This window comes from Streptomyces sp. NBC_01190 (assembly GCF_045039895.1).
Lineage (GTDB): Bacteria > Actinomycetota > Actinomycetes > Streptomycetales > Streptomycetaceae > Actinacidiphila.
This window is the reverse complement of the sequence record NZ_CP108580.1, coordinates 6,890,141-6,905,940: the sequence shown is the minus strand read 5'-3', so window position 1 is coordinate 6,905,940 and position 15,800 is coordinate 6,890,141. Positions and strand designations below refer to the sequence as shown.

The following is a 15,800-nucleotide window of genomic DNA, read 5'->3' as shown; positions in this document are numbered from 1 at the left end:
AGGCCGGAGCGTGATGACCAGCCAACTCAAAGTGTTGCAACTCCCGCGCGGCCACCTCAAAGCTCCTCCGCTTCGATCTTCTCGTAATGGCGACGGACGGCTTCGCCCAATCCTGGGCGCAGGGTCCCTTCCGTAGCCGCTCGCTTCTCGGCCTCCGAGGCCATCCTTGTCTCCATGGCAGGAGTGCCCACCCCGAACAGAATCTCCGGACGGCCGTCGCTGCCCCACCTGATGTACGGATTGGGGGGCGTCCGCATCCCGATCTGCGCCATCTCGTAGCCCCACTGGGCAGAGGAGCGCAGCAGGTCTTCGACAACTTCCCTGCGCAGGACGGAAGTGTCGGGAGTTGACGTCTGTTCACCGGCGATGGCTGCAAGTTCGACATCGCTGGCCACCGCGGCCCGCACGATCGCACTGGTGGCGGGCGTTATGGCCTCGAACTCGGCAGGCCCCATCTTCCCTCGCACGTCCCGCTTCTCAACGTAAGCCGCGATCCACTTCCGCAGGTTCGGGTGTTTCTTCATCGTTCGGCTGCCATAGCCCAACAGCACCAGCACGACGACGGGCCACTTCAACGAGGCGATGAATTCCAAGACGCTCACGGCGTCATCCTGCCGCGCGAGTTGGCTGACCGTGGCCGGTTCACCCAAACCCCTCGACTGTCGTACTCGACACATGCTCTACTGGGTGCATGACCGCACCGATCCGTCTGACGAAGCCCACGATCGCGGTGCTTGACGTCCTCATGGCCGCGACCGACGACAACCCCGCCTGGGGCCTGTCGATCTGCCAGGACGCCGACCTCGGGTCCGGCACCGTCTACCCCATCCTCGACCGGCTGTTGCGCGTCGGCTGGGTCGAGAGCTGTGAGGAGACCGGCCCTCACCCTGGTCGGCCGGCGCGCCGGTATTACGAACTCACCGGCAATGGCCGGGCGGCAGCTCAGGCCGCACTGTCCGCGCGCCGGAACCGCATGCGTATGTGGGCTCCAGTGCAAGGCGGTGCCCAACCGTGATCGTGGTTCACGTTCTGAGGTTCACGGCGTCCATCTACGGGGTCTTCTACGTCCTTGTCTGCACCGCCCTGTTGGGATCGTCATTGGCCTGCCACACGCTTCCCTCGGCGCGTCAACGTCTCCGTGAGGGGGCGCGGACGGCTTTATACGGCGCGCCCATGCTCGCGGTGTCCACGATTGAGTGGGCTGTCGAACGCGATTTCGCGAGCAGCGTCAATGCGGCCTACGGGGGGATGATCCTTACGGCGGTCCTCACGGGTCTTGTGTGCGCGGTGATCCGAGGGGTTCGCAGGACGCGTCTCGCTGATCGACAGGCCGGGCGCCTTCGTCTGTCGCGCCTCGTCTCGGTCGCTGCCGCGGTCGCCGGTGAGGGCAGGAACCTTCGTGGACCGTGGCTGGCTGATCTTGCTGGGGATCCGGCTTCCGGCTGCGCGTTGACCGAGCGGCAGCGTCGTCACATGGCGGTGGGTTTCCTGATCGCCGCGTTCCGGATGCGGGCTGCTGACGTGACGCGCCCGGTATGGCGGCGTGTGGACTGGCTGCTGTCCCGCGAAGAGCGCACCAACACGCTGATCACAGCGCTCGCCGGCGCCCTGGCGATCTACTTCGCCATAACGGACGGCGTCCACGCCCTGCTCACTGCGGATTGGCAGTCGTGCGCCGGCCTGGGGGGTGGTCTGTTCGCAATGGCGCGGTGGCTGCGGCGGATCCGCGGTATCGAACTGGCGGAGCGGCGGCGTCGCACCGGCGGCGAAAGTTAATCGAATGCGTCACCACCTCCGCCCCCTGGTTCTCCCTGCGCGAGCGGAGGCGGTCCGACACCCGCGCGGAAGGGCGCCGCCAGGCGCCGGTTCTCCCCGCGCGAGCGGGGGTGGTCCGGTCCGCACGTACCGGATCCCGTCCCCTTCGGAATTCTCCCCGCGCGAGCGGGGGTGGCCCGGACGAGCGGCGGAGCGGTGCGCGGTAGGGCTGGCTCGCCCCGCGGGAGCGGGGGTGGGCCTCGTCATCGGCCTGCCACCATGCGGCCAGAAGCGTTCTCCCCGCGCGAGCGGGGGTGGTCCGCTGGTGTTCCCCTCGCGGTCCAGGACCCGGTAGTTCTCCCCGCGCGAGCGGGGGTGGTCCGGATCACCATGGCCGTACTCACGCATGCCCAGAGTTCTCCCCGCGCGAGCAGGGGTGGCCCAGTTCGGGTGGGTCGAGTTCAGGTTCGGCGTCACGTTCTCCCCGCGCGAGCGGGGGTGCCCCGGACTCCCGCTTCCTCACGGTGTCAACGTGACGTTCCCCGGCGCGCGGGCGCATGTCTGAAGCCGCCGAGTCCTGGATAAGTCAAGGCGCGATTCCAAGTGAGGCAGCCGCTCTAAGATCCATCTGAGGGCGAAGGGGCTGCCCTGACGCGGTTATCCGCAGGAGGCCAATCACGGCACCCTACTCGGTCCGGTGTTTGTCGGTGGCTGCTCGGGGCTATGGAGTGGGTCGCCGGGCACGGTTTCGGCCGTAGCCGCAAGCTCTTCGTCCTGGGGGCGAAAGGCGATGAGGGTGAGGCCGTCGAAGTCGAGGGGGATGCGGCGGCGGTCGCCGGCGGTGTGGAGGGTGAAACCCTGCTCGTTGGCTTCGGGGTGGAGGAGCACGGCGGCTCCCGAGCCGATGGAGGCAGAGACGACCGCCCAGAGTTCGGTGCGGACGCGGGCGGAGAGGGTGCCGACGTACAGGCCGGGAGTGGGTTCGATCATCCAGCGGGTGAGGGCGCCACGGACGTGGTCGGGAACGGCGGTGGTCGCCAGGACGGTCATCGTCGGCATGGCCACCCAGCCATTCCGGTCGCCGCGCAGCACGCGTGCGGGGCTCGGTCATAGCCCATCGGGCACCTCCTGCGGGGCGTAGTTGACGCCGGCGGGCACGGAACCGGCCTCCGGGTCCCAGAGGTTGACCATGTCCACGGCGTGGCCGTCGCCGATGGGCTCGGCTTCGTCGGGGGCGAGGAGGGCCTGGACGTCGGCGACAATGCGGGGCAGGAGCCTGTAGAGGCGTAACTGCTCGCGGAAGCTTCGACGTGCCGCGGCCTCGGGATTGGTGGAGGCGTGGAGGGAGAAGGCGAGGGGGACGGTGAGTTCGGCTTCGTAGAGGTCGGCGATGTCGTAGACGAAGGCGAGTTGGGTGCCCTGGTGGACGAAGCCGAGAGCGGGTGAGCAGCCGAGGGCGACGAGGGCGGAGTGAACGATCCCGTACAGGCAGGTGCTGGCGGAGGACAGGGCGAGGTTGACGGGGTCCTGGATGTCCCACGCGTCAGGGTCGTAGGCGCGGCGGAAGCGGCCTATGCGGTGCTGCTGCGCGAGAAGTCTGGATGGTTCAGCGGGCGAGGAGGACGCGTTTGCGCAGGAGGTCGAGGTTGGCGCGGCCGAACATCTGCCGTTTGAGCATTTTGATGCGGTTGACGTTGCCCTCGACCGGTCCGGAGCTCCAAGTCAAGGTCAGGCCGTTGCGGACGGCGTCGAGGTCGCGGCGCAGGTTGCGGGCGAAGGATGCCAGGACCGGCAGGGTGTCGGCTTCGACGCCGGTGATCCATTCCTCCAGGCGGTGGCCCTGAAGGTGGGTCATCATCGTGGCGAAAGAGCGGACGTGGCCGGTCAGCCGTCCGAGTTCGGGATCGCGGGCGAGGATGTCCTTCAAGGTGACTGCCTTGCCGGTGCTGAGGCGTTCGGGGTGCGTCATGATCCATCCGGTGACCTCGCGGACAGACGGGGGCTTGGGTCCGCTGCGCGGGATCTGCCCCAGACCGTCGCGAAAGCGCCGCAGGTGCCGTTGCACGGCTAACTCTCCACCCCGGTAACCGCGTTCGGTGATCTCGCGGAACAGCTGTGTGGCGTTGCGTATGCCCTCGTTCCAGCGGCGGTGCAGGTACTCGGTGTGGGCATCGACGATGTGGACCCGTTGCTCGGTCTTGGCGATCAGGTCGTCCGCCGACCGGGCCTGAGCCAGCTTCCGCACGGTCGCCGGATGCATGCCCAGGCTGCGGCCGATCGCCGCATAGGACTCGCCCCGGACACGAAGATCCCGCACCGCCGCGTAGTTGTGGCGCATCCGGGCCACGATCTTCTTCTCCGGCAGAGACTGCAAGACCGGCGGCGACTGCGTCGACGCCGGGGCTTGCGGCACGGGTTCGGCCAGGGAAGCGCGGTGCGCGTTGAGGATCTTTTCGACGACCTGGCCGAGGTTCTGCCACAGGTGGAACCGGTCGGCGACCTGGTCTGCCTTCGGTGCCCCCCGCCGGGCGCCGTCACCGTACCCGCTGGCGCGGTCGCGACAGATGACCTCCACCCCAGGATGCTCGCGCAGCCAGGCCGCGAACGCCTCACCGTCGCGCCCATCGATCACATCCACCGGCCGGCGGGTCTCCATATTCACCAACACCGTGCCGTAGCGGTGCCCGCGCCTGGTGGCGAAGTCATCAACTCCCAGCACCCGCACCGTTTCCAGCCGCACTTCTGGGATCGCGCGCACGCGCCGCAGCAGCGTGTCCCGACCCACCGGCACCCCCAGGGATGAGGCCATCCGAGCCCCGGCCCGGCCGGCCAGCGCCAGCCCGATCGCGGTCAGCATCTCCTCCAGCATCGGCGTGCACCGGCTGTGCGGCCGGGTCAATCCGGGAACCTGCTCGGCGAAGGTGATCGCCGGGCAGCCGCCGTTCGAGCAGCGGAACCGGCGGACCAGCAACTCGATGACCACCCGCGCACCCCCGACCGCCATATCGGCCAGACACCGCCCGTAACGGCCATGCACTACCTGCGACAGGCTCCCGCACCAACGGCAGCACGCCGAACCCGCACGCACCCGCGCGGCGAGCACCACCCTCCCCTCCGACCGTTCAATCTGCTCAATCACCAGCCCCGACAGGTGCGGGAAGAGGACCTCAACGACACCAGGAGTACACAGCGATCATGATCACAGAAGTCGCGCAGACGCCGTCGCTGCGTCCGGATCACAAGATCGGCGACAGAGCCTCATTGGGATCTGGCTCACTTTTCGTGGTGGCGGAGGGTGACCGGCATGATGCATGGCTGTGCTCAACATCAACTTCCTTGTCAGGACAGTCTTTTCCGGGCTGTCCCCGCTGGTTGTCGGGGATGTCGCAGACCGGGGCGGCGACATCGTGGTGCGGGCCTGCACGCCTGATCGGCCGGTGGCGTGTCCGGGGTGTGGTCTGCTGACAGCAAGGGTTCACGGCTACTACATGCGGCGCCTGGCCGACGTTCCGGTCGACGCGCGGCGCGTAGTCCTGGAGGTCCGGGTGCGCCGTTTGCTCTGTGCGTCCCCGCGGTGCCCACGGCGGACGTTCCACGAGCGGTTGCCCGGTCTGCTGGAGCCTTACCAGCGGCGCACGCTGCGTCTGACCAGGCAGATCAGCGTTCTGGTCAAGGAGTTGGCCGGCAGAGCCGCGGTGCGGGTGCTGCCCGTGCCGGCTGCGGAGTTGTCGCGGCACACAGCACTGCGCATCCTGGTGCGTGTCCCCTCACCGGCCCGGCAGGTGCCAAAGGTGGTGGGGGTGGACGACTTCGCCCTGCGCCGCCGCCATCGCTACGGCACGATCGTGATCGATGCACGCACCCGGGACCGCATCGAGGTGCTGCCCGATCGTGAGGCCACCACCCTGGAAGCCTGGCTGCGTCAATATCCGGGTATCCAGGTCGTGTGCCGCGACGGGCCGGCCGTCTATGCCGAGGCTATCCGTCGTGCGCTGCCCGATGCTGTGCAGGTCGCCGACCGCTGGCATCTGTGGCACAACCTGTGCGAAGCCGCCCTGAGCGAAGTCAGGGCACACAGCACCTGCTGGGCCACCGTGCTGAACGCGCCCCTCCACGACGGGCCCCGTGCCCAATCCACCCTCGAGCGCTGGCACCAGGTCCACGACCTGCTTGACAAGGGTGTGGGCCTGCTGGAATGTGCCCGTCGTCTGCAACTGGCATTGAACACCGTCAAGCGCTATGCCCGGGCTGACCAGCCCGAACGCATGCTCCGCGTCCCCAAGTACCGCTCCAGCCTCGTCGACCCCTACCGCGAACATCTCCGCCAACGCCGGGCCGAGGACCCCGGCGTCCCCGTCCTCCACCTCTTCGAAGAGATCAAGACCCTCGGCTTCACCGGCTGCCTCAACCTCCTGCACAAATACATCAACCAGGGCCGCGCGGACGCCGACCGCAGCCACATCTCCCCGCGCAGACTCGCCAGGATGCTCCTCACCCGGCCCGACGACCTGGCCGCCGGACATCGCGAACTCCTCGACCAGCTCACTGCCGCCTGCCGCGAGATGACCCGGCTGGCGTCCCATATCCGGGCCTTCGCCCAGCTCCTGGTACCCGACCAACGAAATGCCCGCGCCCTTGAGGACTGGATCACCCAGGTCCGGACAGTGGAATTGCCCCACCTTCACGCCTTCACCCGGGGCCTGGACCGTGACCACGACGCCGTCATCGCCGCTCTTACCCTCCCTTACCACAACGGTGGCACCGAAGGCGTCAACAACAAAACCAAGCTGATCAAGCGTCAAATGTACGGCCGGGCAGGCTTCCCGCTCCTCCGCCACCGCATCCTGCTGGGATGACGTAACCCTCCGCCACCACGGAAAGTGAGCCAGATCCGTTTATTAGACACTCCCTCGAACGGGTGACACGGCATCCGAACACCGCCACAGAGCGAGGCCGAGATGGTTCTCTATTGCGGACTGTCGACGGGTCGTCAAGCACGACCAGGCACGGTGACGGCGACGACAGGCAATCCGAATCGGAGAACAGTGACAAAAGCACTGATACAGGAACATTTACGCGGCGTGGGCTATTTGTGGGACGCGGCGGTTGACGGCCCGTCAGATAACGCGCTGACCTGCGGTGACTTTCTGTAAAGCCCCGGCCTCCGGAGCCGTTTCTCTTCTTCCAGCGACTGACGGCCCGTCTCAGGCGGTCGGATGCTGGGCCGTCCCAAATACGTCCCATGGGCGGCCAAGGAATAACGCGGGGCAGTGCATTAGCGCAGGTCAGAGCCATAGAGGATGGGACACGCCGGGTGTCTTCTAAGCGCTTGGTCCCTGTTGAGGCCGACATGTGTCTCCCTGATGCCGCGTGGCGCAGTGGACGCCAGGGCCTCCAGTAGGTCTCGATTGCTGCTACGTGATCGAGTGGCTGCTGTTGCACCGTGCCTATGGAAGTGCCGGTGCCGGGGGTGCCCTTGCTTCTAAGCTCTGCTGCGAAGCTTGGAACCGTAGCTCCCGGAGGACAGCCGCACATGACCCGCTACTGTGTCGTACCCGACCGGAAGGAGCTGCTGGCGGTCTGGTCCACCGGTGAAGGGGACCTCGCCGTCCTCGTCGCGGCGTTGGGCTCCGCCGACACCGGCGAACTCCTCGGCATCGCCCGTGCCTTGACCGAGCTCTCCAGTGCCGCCTGGCGCACCTATACCCACCCTGCGAGCGCGGCCGGGTCCTCCCTTGAGCCCAACAGTGAGGGGTGGCGGCGCGAGGAGGAGCGCAAGCAGTTCGGTGCGGTCGCCGATGCGCTCGTCCAGCCGAACCTGCCGAGCGGTGGCGGGCTCATCGTCTCCTACAGTCGTCTCCTTGAATCGGCTCACCGTCTGGGCCGCGCCCTGCACCAGCTCGGTGCGCCGGACCTTGCGAAGGCGGTTGCCGCCGAGGTCGCCGTGGAGCTGGCTGCCGTGGAGAGCGCTGAGCTCGGTGATCTCAGCGGGCGGGCTCAGCAGGCTGTTCTGCTCAGCCGGGAGGATGCCTCGCCCGTCCAGGTCGCGGCTGCCGACGAACTCCTGCGCGACGACCCGCTCGGCCCCGGGGAGCTGTTCACCCTAGTCGACCCCACCGCGGCCGCCGTTGCTGCCGCTCACTGGCTCGACGCGGCAGCACAGGTCGCCGCCGATGCCAGCGGGCAGGACCCCACTCAGGTGGTCGTCGAAGCCGACAACATCGAAGCGCTCCCCCACGCGACACCCACGGTTGTCCTCGGTCTCATTGACGGCGGTGTCAGCCCGCGCGAAGCGGTCACCGGCCTGGTCCGCCACGCACTGCACGTCGCCGACGGCCTTCTGTCCGACCCCACGGCACTTCGTGACGAGCTCGAGGATCTGGAGGAAACCGTCGCCCAGTACACCGGCGACGAGGACCCCGACCTCGACGGTGTCGCCTTGCGTCTGACTCCACTCGATCCCCGGCGCCCGGCCCGTGATCTCCTCGAAGACCTCATCACGGGCATCCACGGCTGCTGGCTCCTGTACAACGAGTACGCCGAAGACGACGCGGAGGCCGCCACCGGCGACGCGGAAGACTGGGACGACGAGGAAGCCGAAGGGCACCACAACCGCAGCCGCGCACGCTTCGCCCAGCAGGTGCGCGTCCTAGCAGAACGCCGCCACAGCCGGCTCATCTGAACTGCCGCCCCACCGAGGGGCGGAGCGCTCAGCTGCCCGCCGGCCGGAAATCTCGTCCGTGCCGGGGGGACACCCCGGTGATTCCCGGCCAGCCATCAAGGGCTGCTGCAGGCCGCTCAATTCCGCCGGATTCCCCCGCTGACCCTGCCCGGAGTTCCGGAATATTCGCCGCTGCCAATCGGAACGCCCGCAACCGCGACTTTTCCCTGTGCTGCTCGATAACACGGAAATCACCGTCAGGCAAACCGGCGTTTCCGAAGAGACTGGAAGCATCAGCCGCAGCCGACGGGCCGTGTTCTCCGGTGGAGAACTGCCAGCCCACCAGCTGGACTTCGCGTGCTTTTCGTCCATTGTTGTGCCGAGCCCCGCAGGACCGAGAATCCGCCGATTCAGCCGTCCCTCCGTCAATCGAACTCAGGATGTGCATGTCGCTGAGCAACGCGCCGCTGCCCGCCCGGCAGAGAACCCGGGAATCCGGCGCCGTACCCGATGAATACCCGCCTGGCCACGCGCCGACGGAAATGCTGACCACGCAGGAAATCGCCCGGCTCCTTCGGGTGGACCCCTCCTCCGTCCGCCGCTGGCGCTCCCAGCAGCCGCCGCAGGGCCCGCCCTTCGTGCGGCTGTCGCAGCGCAAGGTCCTCTACGACGCCACAGACCTCCAGCACTGGCTGGAGCAGCGCCGCACCGACACGGAGCAGGTGGCCGCCTGATGCCCTACATCCACCAACTCCCCCTCGCCGTAACGCTGCGGGAGGACATCGAGCACCGCCCCGGCCGCCCCCTGCCCTACAAGGCCCGGGTCCGGTGGACCGACCCGCACGACCATGAGCGCCGCTCGCTGTCCCAGTCCCACCCGACGCAGGAGTCCGCGCAGGAGTGGATCGACTCCCTGCGCGCCTCCGCGGCCCGCGGCATCGACCCTGCCGCCTCCACGCAGAGCCTGGCCGCCTACGGCAACGCCCACATGGAGCTGGCGCTGCGCGGTCTGGAGCCAAAGACCACCGACCCGTATCTGGCCGGGTGGCGGCTGCGGGTGGTGCCCGCGCTCGGGCATCTGCCCGTCACGATGGTCACCAACGGCGCCGTCGACCGCACCGCCTACGCGTGGATCGCCGACGGCGAAGGCCGCTCCACCGTCAAGAACACCCTGGCCGTCCTGGTGCGCGTCATGGAGCAGGCCGTGCGCGACGGGCTGATCACCACCAACCCGGCCCGGATCAGCGGCTGGCAGAAGCAGTACAAGCTCGCCGAGGACGAACTCGACGACCCCCGCTCCCTGGCCCTGCGGGACTGGGCCGCGCTGCAGGACCTGTCCGCCGCACTGGTCGCACGCTCCCACGGCCACTACCCCGGCTGGGGCGAGGCGGTCACCTTCGCCGCCTGCACCGCCGCCCGCATCGGCGAAGTCTCCGGCGTGCGCGTCAAAGACCTCGACCGCACGAACTGGATCTGGACGGTGCGGCGCCAGACCACCCCCTCCCCCGGCGGCCTCACCGACAAGAACACCAAAGGCAAGATCGCCCGCCGCGTGCCCCTCATCGAAGAAGTCCGCCCGATGCTCGCCCAGCGCCTGCTCGCCCTCGGCGGCGAGCCCGACGCCCGGCTGTTCACCGGACCCCTCGGGGGCCGCATCACGACCGCCGTCCTGCGCGATGCCACCCACTGGGACGACGTCATCCGCTCGCTCGGCTACCACCACCTGCGCCGCCACGACCTGCGCCACACCGGCCTGACATGGATGGCCGACGCCGGCGTCCCCCTGCACGTCCTGCGCCTGATCGCCGGACATGGCTCCCTGCAGACCACCCAGCGCTACCTCCACCCCGACCTGCAGGCCGTCATCCGCGCCGGCCACTCCCTCACCGCCCACCTCACCCAGGCCCCACAGCCCACCCCCGGCCTCGCCGCAACCCTCACCGCCCTGTAGGAACCCGACAACCACAGGACGGAACAAAAACTCCCGGTCCCCGGGAAAACAGATCCTGATCTGCACGTTTCCTTCAGCCCCGGTCCCCAAACGGTCCCCAGGGGCTGACGGATCGTCAGGTGAAAACCGTTGCCGGGAAACGGCGAAGAGCCCGCTGACCTGGCCATATGCCAGTCCAGCGGGCCCTTCAGCACCGTCGGGACGACAGGATTTGAACCTGCGACCCCTTGACCCCCAGCGTTCGACAAGGGATGACAGCAGGTGACACGTAGTCCAACGTGCCCAGGTCAGGGCCTGTTACATCCGCCCCGTATGCAACCTACTGCCGCCTCGTGACACCCAGTCCGTGAGAGCCCTGTGAGAGGCGCGCAGGCCGGAACACGCTCCCTCGCCCCAGCTTAGAGCCCGAGCAAGGCACGAACTCCTATGAACCTGTGCCCCACCCAACGGCTGGTCTATGTGCACTCCGTGCTCAAGTCAGCCCTGGAGCACGCCATCCACGAGGAGGAGATCCCGCGCAACGTCGCCCACAACGTCCGCACGCGCCATAGACGTTCCTCAGCGATACCTTCGCCCCATGTCTATTGAACTGACGGCCCGCCTCCTGGCATGGAGGCGGGCCGTCGGGGTTGTGCCAGATGTTACGAGCCTAACTCAGCTTCCCGCATCGGACTCTTCCCTGGAGCATTTCAGCTGAGCGTCGATCTGATCTGCCGTGCGAGGGCCTCGATAGGTCCAGTACTGGTCGGCCGCGAGCCGTGCTTTGCGGACCTCCCCGAGGTCGAAGACATCACCTGTTCCATCCCCTTCAACGGGTGAGTAGTCGACTTCGATCCGTTCCGGAGTCGCGTCAGGCGCCGGTGGATTGGAGCTGCGCAGGAAGCCCTTCCCGGACCAGAGGTCGAAGACGCCTCGGGCAGCTACATTGCTCTTCGGAGCGGTGGCAGACCAGATGACGGGAGGCGATGCATCCTCCGTCGCATCAGCATCGATGACCGAGACGCGCAGCACTCGTTCCTGGGGGCACAGGGGAATCTTTATCTCAATGGCTCCCTTTGATTCACGCGCACCGAAGTAGAACGGTTGAGGGTCCGTCGGCGCCACGGCGCATCCAGTCGTCACAAGCGCGAGACCCACTGCACACGCTGCCGCCGAGGCTATGTGGTTGTGTTTCAGCAACGATACCCACCATCTCGCAGTCCCGCGCCTCGTTCCCACCGATTCCGGCAGGGGTTGCTTCCAGCGCGAGCATACATCCAGCCGAAGATAAGTCCGTGACGCTCCCATTGCGCGCGGTGTTTCGATTCGTGTCTGATCCGAGCTCGCGTCACGGTGTACGGGGCTCCACCGGTGAAATATGTCGTGCCGATGGTGGTTCCGCCGCGTGCGTGAAGCAGTACGCCGCCATGGCAGACCCTCATCCCATATCTACGAGAGCAGTGATATCCCAACTTCCTGCTGAGCGCGGCTGACGTCCAGCCCAGAGCTTTCGCCTCGAACTTGTGCACGGGGTGGCGTACCGCGTGCCAGAGCTTTCGGAACGGCCACTGCCCATTGAGGTGGGAGTGTCTAATAAACGGATCTGGCTCACTTTTCGTGGTGGCGGAGGGTGACCGGCATGATGCATGGCTGTGCTCAACATCAACTTCCTTGTCAGGACAGTCTTTTCCGGGCTGTCCCCGCTGGTTGTCGGGGATGTCGCAGACCGGGGCGGCGACATCGTGGTGCGGGCCTGCACGCCTGATCGGCCGGTGGCGTGTCCGGGGTGTGGTCTGCTGACAGCAAGGGTTCACGGCTACTACATGCGGCGCCTGGCCGACGTTCCGGTCGACGCGCGGCGCGTAGTCCTGGAGGTCCGGGTGCGCCGTTTGCTCTGTGCGTCCCCGCGGTGCCCACGGCGGACGTTCCACGAGCAGTTGCCCGGTCTGCTGGAGCCTTACCAGCGGCGCACGCTGCGTCTGACCAGGCAGATCAGCGTTCTGGTCAAGGAGTTGGCCGGCAGAGCCGCGGTGCGGGTGCTGCCCGTGCCGGCTGCGGAGTTGTCGCGGCACACAGCACTGCGCATCCTGGTGCGTGTCCCCTCACCGGCCCGGCAGGTGCCAAAGGTGGTGGGTGTGGACGACTTCGCCCTGCGCCGCCGCCATCGCTACGGCACGATCGTGATCGATGCACGCACCCGGGACCGCATCGAGGTGCTGCCCGATCGTGAGGCCACCACCCTGGAAGCCTGGCTGCGTCAATATCCGGGTATCCAGGTCGTGTGCCGCGACGGGCCGGCCGTCTATGCCGAGGCTATCCGTCGTGCGCTGCCCGATGCTGTGCAGGTCGCCGACCGCTGGCATCTGTGGCACAACCTGTGCGAAGCCGCCCTGAGCGAAGTCAGGGCACACAGCACCTGCTGGGCCACCGTGCTGAACGCGCCCCTCCACGACGGGCCCCGTGCCCAATCCACCCTCGAGCGCTGGCACCAGGTCCACGACCTGCTTGACAAGGGTGTGGGCCTGCTGGAATGCGCCCGTCGTCTGCAACTGGCACTGAACACCGTCAAGCGCTATGCCCGGGCTGACCAGCCCGAACGCATGCTCCGCGTCCCCAAGTACCGCTCCAGCCTCGTCGACCCCTACCGCGAACATCTCCGCCAACGCCGGGCCGAGGACCCCGGCGTCCCCGTCCTCCACCTCTTCGAAGAGATCAAGACCCTCGGCTTCACCGGCTGCCTCAACCTCCTGCACAAATACATCAACCAGGGCCGCGCGGACGCCGACCGCAGCCACATCTCCCCGCGCAGACTCGCCAGGATGCTCCTCACCCGGCCCGACGACCTGGCCGCCGGACATCGCGAACTCCTCGACCAGCTCACTGCCGCCTGCCGCGAGATGACCCGGCTGGCGTCCCATATCCGGGCCTTCGCCCAGCTCCTGGTACCCGACCAACGAAATGCCCGCGCCCTTGAGGACTGGATCACCCAGGTCCGGACAGTGGAATTGCCCCACCTTCACGCCTTCACCCGGGGCCTGGACCGTGACCACGACGCCGTCATCGCCGCTCTTACCCTCCCCTACCACAACGGTGGCACCGAAGGCGTCAACAACAAAACCAAGCTGATCAAGCGTCAAATGTACGGCCGGGCAGGCTTCCCGCTCCTCCGCCACCGCATCCTGCTGGGATGACGTAACCCTCCGCCACCACGGAAAGTGAGCCAGATCCGTTAACTGGACACACCCGGCCGAGGTGGGGTTGGTGCCGCTCAGGGCTGGTCCGGCGGGGGCCCGTCGGAGACGTTGCCCTGGTCGGGGTTGGTCATGGAGCCGGGGTCGCGGACGGACTGCTGCTCCGTGGCGCTGGCCACGACAAGGCCGGTAGTGGCGTCGACGTAGACCTGTGCTGTGGCTGGCTTGATGGCGAACAGCCACTGGACCCGCCATTGGTCGCCGCGTTGGACCGCGAGCAGCTCGCTGTCCGCCACGCTGGCGTGGGTACCGCCGGGAAGCGTCTTTTCCGCTGTGGCCAAGGCGGTGGCGGCGGCCTTCGCGTTGCTCACCTTGATGGGTGGGAGCGATGTTGGATCATCGACGTGGCGGACGAGGAGTTGCGAGACGCGCCCGCCGGTGTCGATCTGCACGTCGAGCCGCATCGGCATGAGGACGCCGTTGGCGTCCCGGCGCCGCCAGCTGACCACCCAGCCGAACTGCGCACTGTCACCGACCGGGTAGGTACGCGGTTGCGCGTTCTTCAGCCCCCAGGGGAAATGGTCGCGGGCGTACCGGGAGGCGATGGGCAGGGCGTCCTGCGGACGGCGGGGCGCGGAAGTGAAGCCCGTGACGGGGAAACTGGCCTGCGTGACGGTGGTGGAGGATTCGAGGCTCGCGAGGAGTTGGGTGGTGTCGGGCCAGCTGAGCGTGGCAAAGCCGTCTTTGAGAGTAATGAGCAGTTGGGTGGGGGCGCCGTTGGACCCCGGCTGTACCTGCACGTTGACGATGGTGTACCGGTTGCCGAAGGCTTCGTGGATCGCCTTTTCCGCAGCCGCCTTCTCCTTGCCGCTCGCCAGTTGCAGGCTGGTGGCGTCGACCGGGATCTGCGTGATCAGGCTCGCCCACAGTACGGCCACGACCGCGAGTACCACTCCGGAGACCTGGGCGGTGCGCCGCGCTCCGGCTCCCGCATCGGGGAGGGGTCGTCGGGTGAGACGCAGAAGCAGCCATCCGATTGCCGCTCCCGCCAGACCGCCGAGGGCGTTCATCTCCACGTCGCTGGTGTCGCACAGCCGGCCGACCGCCGGGACGAGGGACTGCGTCAGCTCGGTGACCACCGGCAGCAGGATCGTGAGCCCCAGGACCGGCGCGAGCGCGCGCAGCGCGAGAGCGGCGAACAGGCCGACGGGAACGAACAGGACGAGGTTGAGGAGACCCTGGTTGGTGTGGAAGGGCTGCATCAGGTCGTGGTTGACGACGCACCTGCGAGTGAGCACCCCTCCGCCGGGCGTGAGCAGCGTGACTGAGGCCTCCGCGCCCAGTGACGCGCCCAACCCGGCCCACTCGAAGGAACGTCCGTCCGCCCGCCGAGCCAGAACGAAACACAAGGCGGCTCCGGCAAGAGCCATGACAACTGCGGTACTGACGGATCCGTACAGTCCACTGGTGATCCCGGAGAACATCGAGCGCGTGATTCCCATCGAAGAGGAGGACGAGGAAGGGACGGCCGTGCTCCGGCGCCCCCGGGGAGGGGACGCCGGAGCAGGCACAGGGGGAGAACTATCAGCAGCCGGTGGCCTGCGGAGTCTGGAACTGTCCCTGGCCCGAAACGGAGATGATGCCGACGGTCAGAGTGCAGTAGGCGACGCCGGTTCCCGTCCAGGTCCCGGTCTTGGTCTGGCCCGACGACTCGGTGACCGAACCGGTCCACCGGGTTGTTCCGCCGGCGGTGAATCCCAGCTTGAGAGTGATCGCCGACCCGCTGGTCTTGGTGTACCAGGTCGAGATCACATCGTTGGTGTACTTGCGGTGGAACAGGCCGCCGCTCGACAGCGACGTGCACACGTAGTTGGTGTCGAGTTGTCCGTCGCTCGGGCAGCCCGCCGTGGCCGGCGAAAGCGTTCCCTGCGAGGTGGCTTCCTGGGCGTCTGCGACGCCGGCACTAGCAACGACCCCCAGTACGGCAGCCGCAGCAGCGATAGCCAGACGACCGGATCGGGGTGCTGTGACACGCATGATCGGATGTCCCCTCCACGGACCCCCCCCCCGCGTCGCCCCGAGCCAAAATGAAGCAGGCGTTCGAGGCGCTTATGATCATACGGATGAACGGGTGTGACTGAAAGCGATTTAAGTATCACCTGAGGTTGCAGAGTCGAAATCTGACGAACCGTCCGCATTTAGCCCATCACTTGGAGTGATGATGGTGGTCTAGGGGCTGTCCGATGGGTCGTGTGAGCTGATC

14 protein-coding genes and 1 pseudogene are annotated in these 15,800 nt (G+C 67.4%); 8 read left to right on the top strand and 7 right to left on the bottom strand.

Features of this window, described 5'->3' with window-relative positions:
* Positions 1 to 56: 56 nt before the first annotated feature.
* On the bottom strand, positions 57 to 602 hold the full coding sequence (locus tag OG519_RS29120; RefSeq protein ID WP_405590001.1) for a hypothetical protein: 546 nt from the start codon (positions 600 to 602) through the stop codon (positions 57 to 59).
* 89 nt (positions 603 to 691) lie between these two features.
* Here OG519_RS29120 and OG519_RS29115 point away from each other — a divergent pair, with 89 nt between their 5' ends.
* Entirely contained in the window at positions 692 to 1,015 is a 324-nt protein-coding gene (locus tag OG519_RS29115; RefSeq protein ID WP_405589999.1) for a PadR family transcriptional regulator, read from the top strand.
* Positions 1,016 to 1,173: 158 nt separating this feature from the next.
* Entirely contained in the window at positions 1,174 to 1,776 is a 603-nt protein-coding gene (locus tag OG519_RS29110) for a hypothetical protein (protein WP_405589996.1), read from the top strand.
* A 654-nt stretch (positions 1,777 to 2,430) separates the two neighbouring features.
* On the opposite strand, the gene cas2e is transcribed toward OG519_RS29110, so the two are convergent.
* The 3 genes and pseudogenes from cas2e to OG519_RS29095 all read right to left on the bottom strand — a co-directional run bounded on the left by cas2e (position 2,431) and on the right by OG519_RS29095 (position 4,843).
* Positions 2,431 to 2,814: a type I-E CRISPR-associated endoribonuclease Cas2e gene (gene cas2e, locus OG519_RS29105; protein ID WP_405589993.1), complete on the bottom strand. Its 384-nt coding sequence runs from the start codon at positions 2,812 to 2,814 to the stop codon at positions 2,431 to 2,433.
* Between the two features lie 48 nt (positions 2,815 to 2,862).
* A pseudogene (locus OG519_RS29100) lies at positions 2,863 to 3,354 on the bottom strand (CRISPR-associated endonuclease Cas1); the annotation flags it as partial.
* A 7-nt stretch (positions 3,355 to 3,361) separates the two neighbouring features.
* A complete protein-coding gene (locus OG519_RS29095) occupies positions 3,362 to 4,843 on the bottom strand; it encodes an ISL3 family transposase (protein ID WP_405593101.1) in 1,482 nt (493 codons plus the stop codon).
* Between the two features lie 229 nt (positions 4,844 to 5,072).
* Between OG519_RS29095 and OG519_RS29090 the strand changes: the two genes are divergently transcribed.
* From OG519_RS29090 to OG519_RS29070, 5 genes are all read left to right on the top strand, one after another.
* Positions 5,073 to 6,611, top strand: a complete 1,539-nt coding sequence (locus OG519_RS29090) for an ISL3 family transposase (RefSeq protein WP_405589990.1) — start codon at positions 5,073 to 5,075, stop codon at positions 6,609 to 6,611.
* A gap of 677 nt (positions 6,612 to 7,288) precedes the next feature.
* Positions 7,289 to 8,437: a hypothetical protein gene (locus tag OG519_RS29085; RefSeq protein ID WP_405589987.1), complete on the top strand. Its 1,149-nt coding sequence runs from the start codon at positions 7,289 to 7,291 to the stop codon at positions 8,435 to 8,437.
* A gap of 425 nt (positions 8,438 to 8,862) precedes the next feature.
* Positions 8,863 to 9,150 carry a helix-turn-helix transcriptional regulator gene (locus tag OG519_RS29080; RefSeq protein WP_405589984.1) on the top strand — a complete coding sequence of 96 codons (288 nt, stop codon included), beginning with the start codon at positions 8,863 to 8,865 and terminating at the stop codon, positions 9,148 to 9,150.
* Positions 9,150 to 10,367, top strand: a complete 1,218-nt coding sequence (gene xerC, locus OG519_RS29075; protein WP_405589981.1) for a tyrosine recombinase XerC — start codon at positions 9,150 to 9,152, stop codon at positions 10,365 to 10,367. The genes OG519_RS29080 and xerC overlap by 1 nt, the downstream gene beginning before the upstream one ends.
* Positions 10,368 to 10,793: 426 nt before the next feature.
* Entirely contained in the window at positions 10,794 to 10,955 is a 162-nt protein-coding gene (locus tag OG519_RS29070) for a hypothetical protein (protein WP_405593213.1), read from the top strand.
* 66 nt (positions 10,956 to 11,021) lie between these two features.
* On the opposite strand, the gene OG519_RS29065 is transcribed toward OG519_RS29070, so the two are convergent.
* Complete coding sequence (locus OG519_RS29065; protein WP_405589980.1) at positions 11,022 to 11,471, bottom strand: hypothetical protein; 450 nt, start codon at positions 11,469 to 11,471, stop codon at positions 11,022 to 11,024.
* Positions 11,472 to 11,998: 527 nt separating this feature from the next.
* Here OG519_RS29065 and OG519_RS29060 point away from each other — a divergent pair.
* Positions 11,999 to 13,537 (top strand): ISL3 family transposase, encoded by a 1,539-nt coding sequence (locus OG519_RS29060; protein WP_405589977.1) that lies wholly within the window; start codon positions 11,999 to 12,001, stop codon positions 13,535 to 13,537.
* A gap of 77 nt (positions 13,538 to 13,614) precedes the next feature.
* On the opposite strand, the gene OG519_RS29055 is transcribed toward OG519_RS29060, so the two are convergent.
* Both OG519_RS29055 and OG519_RS29050 read right to left on the bottom strand, forming a co-directional pair.
* The gene (locus OG519_RS29055; RefSeq protein ID WP_405589975.1) at positions 13,615 to 14,835 is read right to left on the bottom strand and encodes a VanZ family protein; all 1,221 of its coding nucleotides are present in this window, start codon (positions 14,833 to 14,835) and stop codon (positions 13,615 to 13,617) included.
* A 286-nt stretch (positions 14,836 to 15,121) separates the two neighbouring features.
* On the bottom strand, positions 15,122 to 15,574 hold the full coding sequence (locus OG519_RS29050) for a hypothetical protein (RefSeq protein WP_405589972.1): 453 nt from the start codon (positions 15,572 to 15,574) through the stop codon (positions 15,122 to 15,124).
* Positions 15,575 to 15,800: the final 226 nt, after the last annotated feature.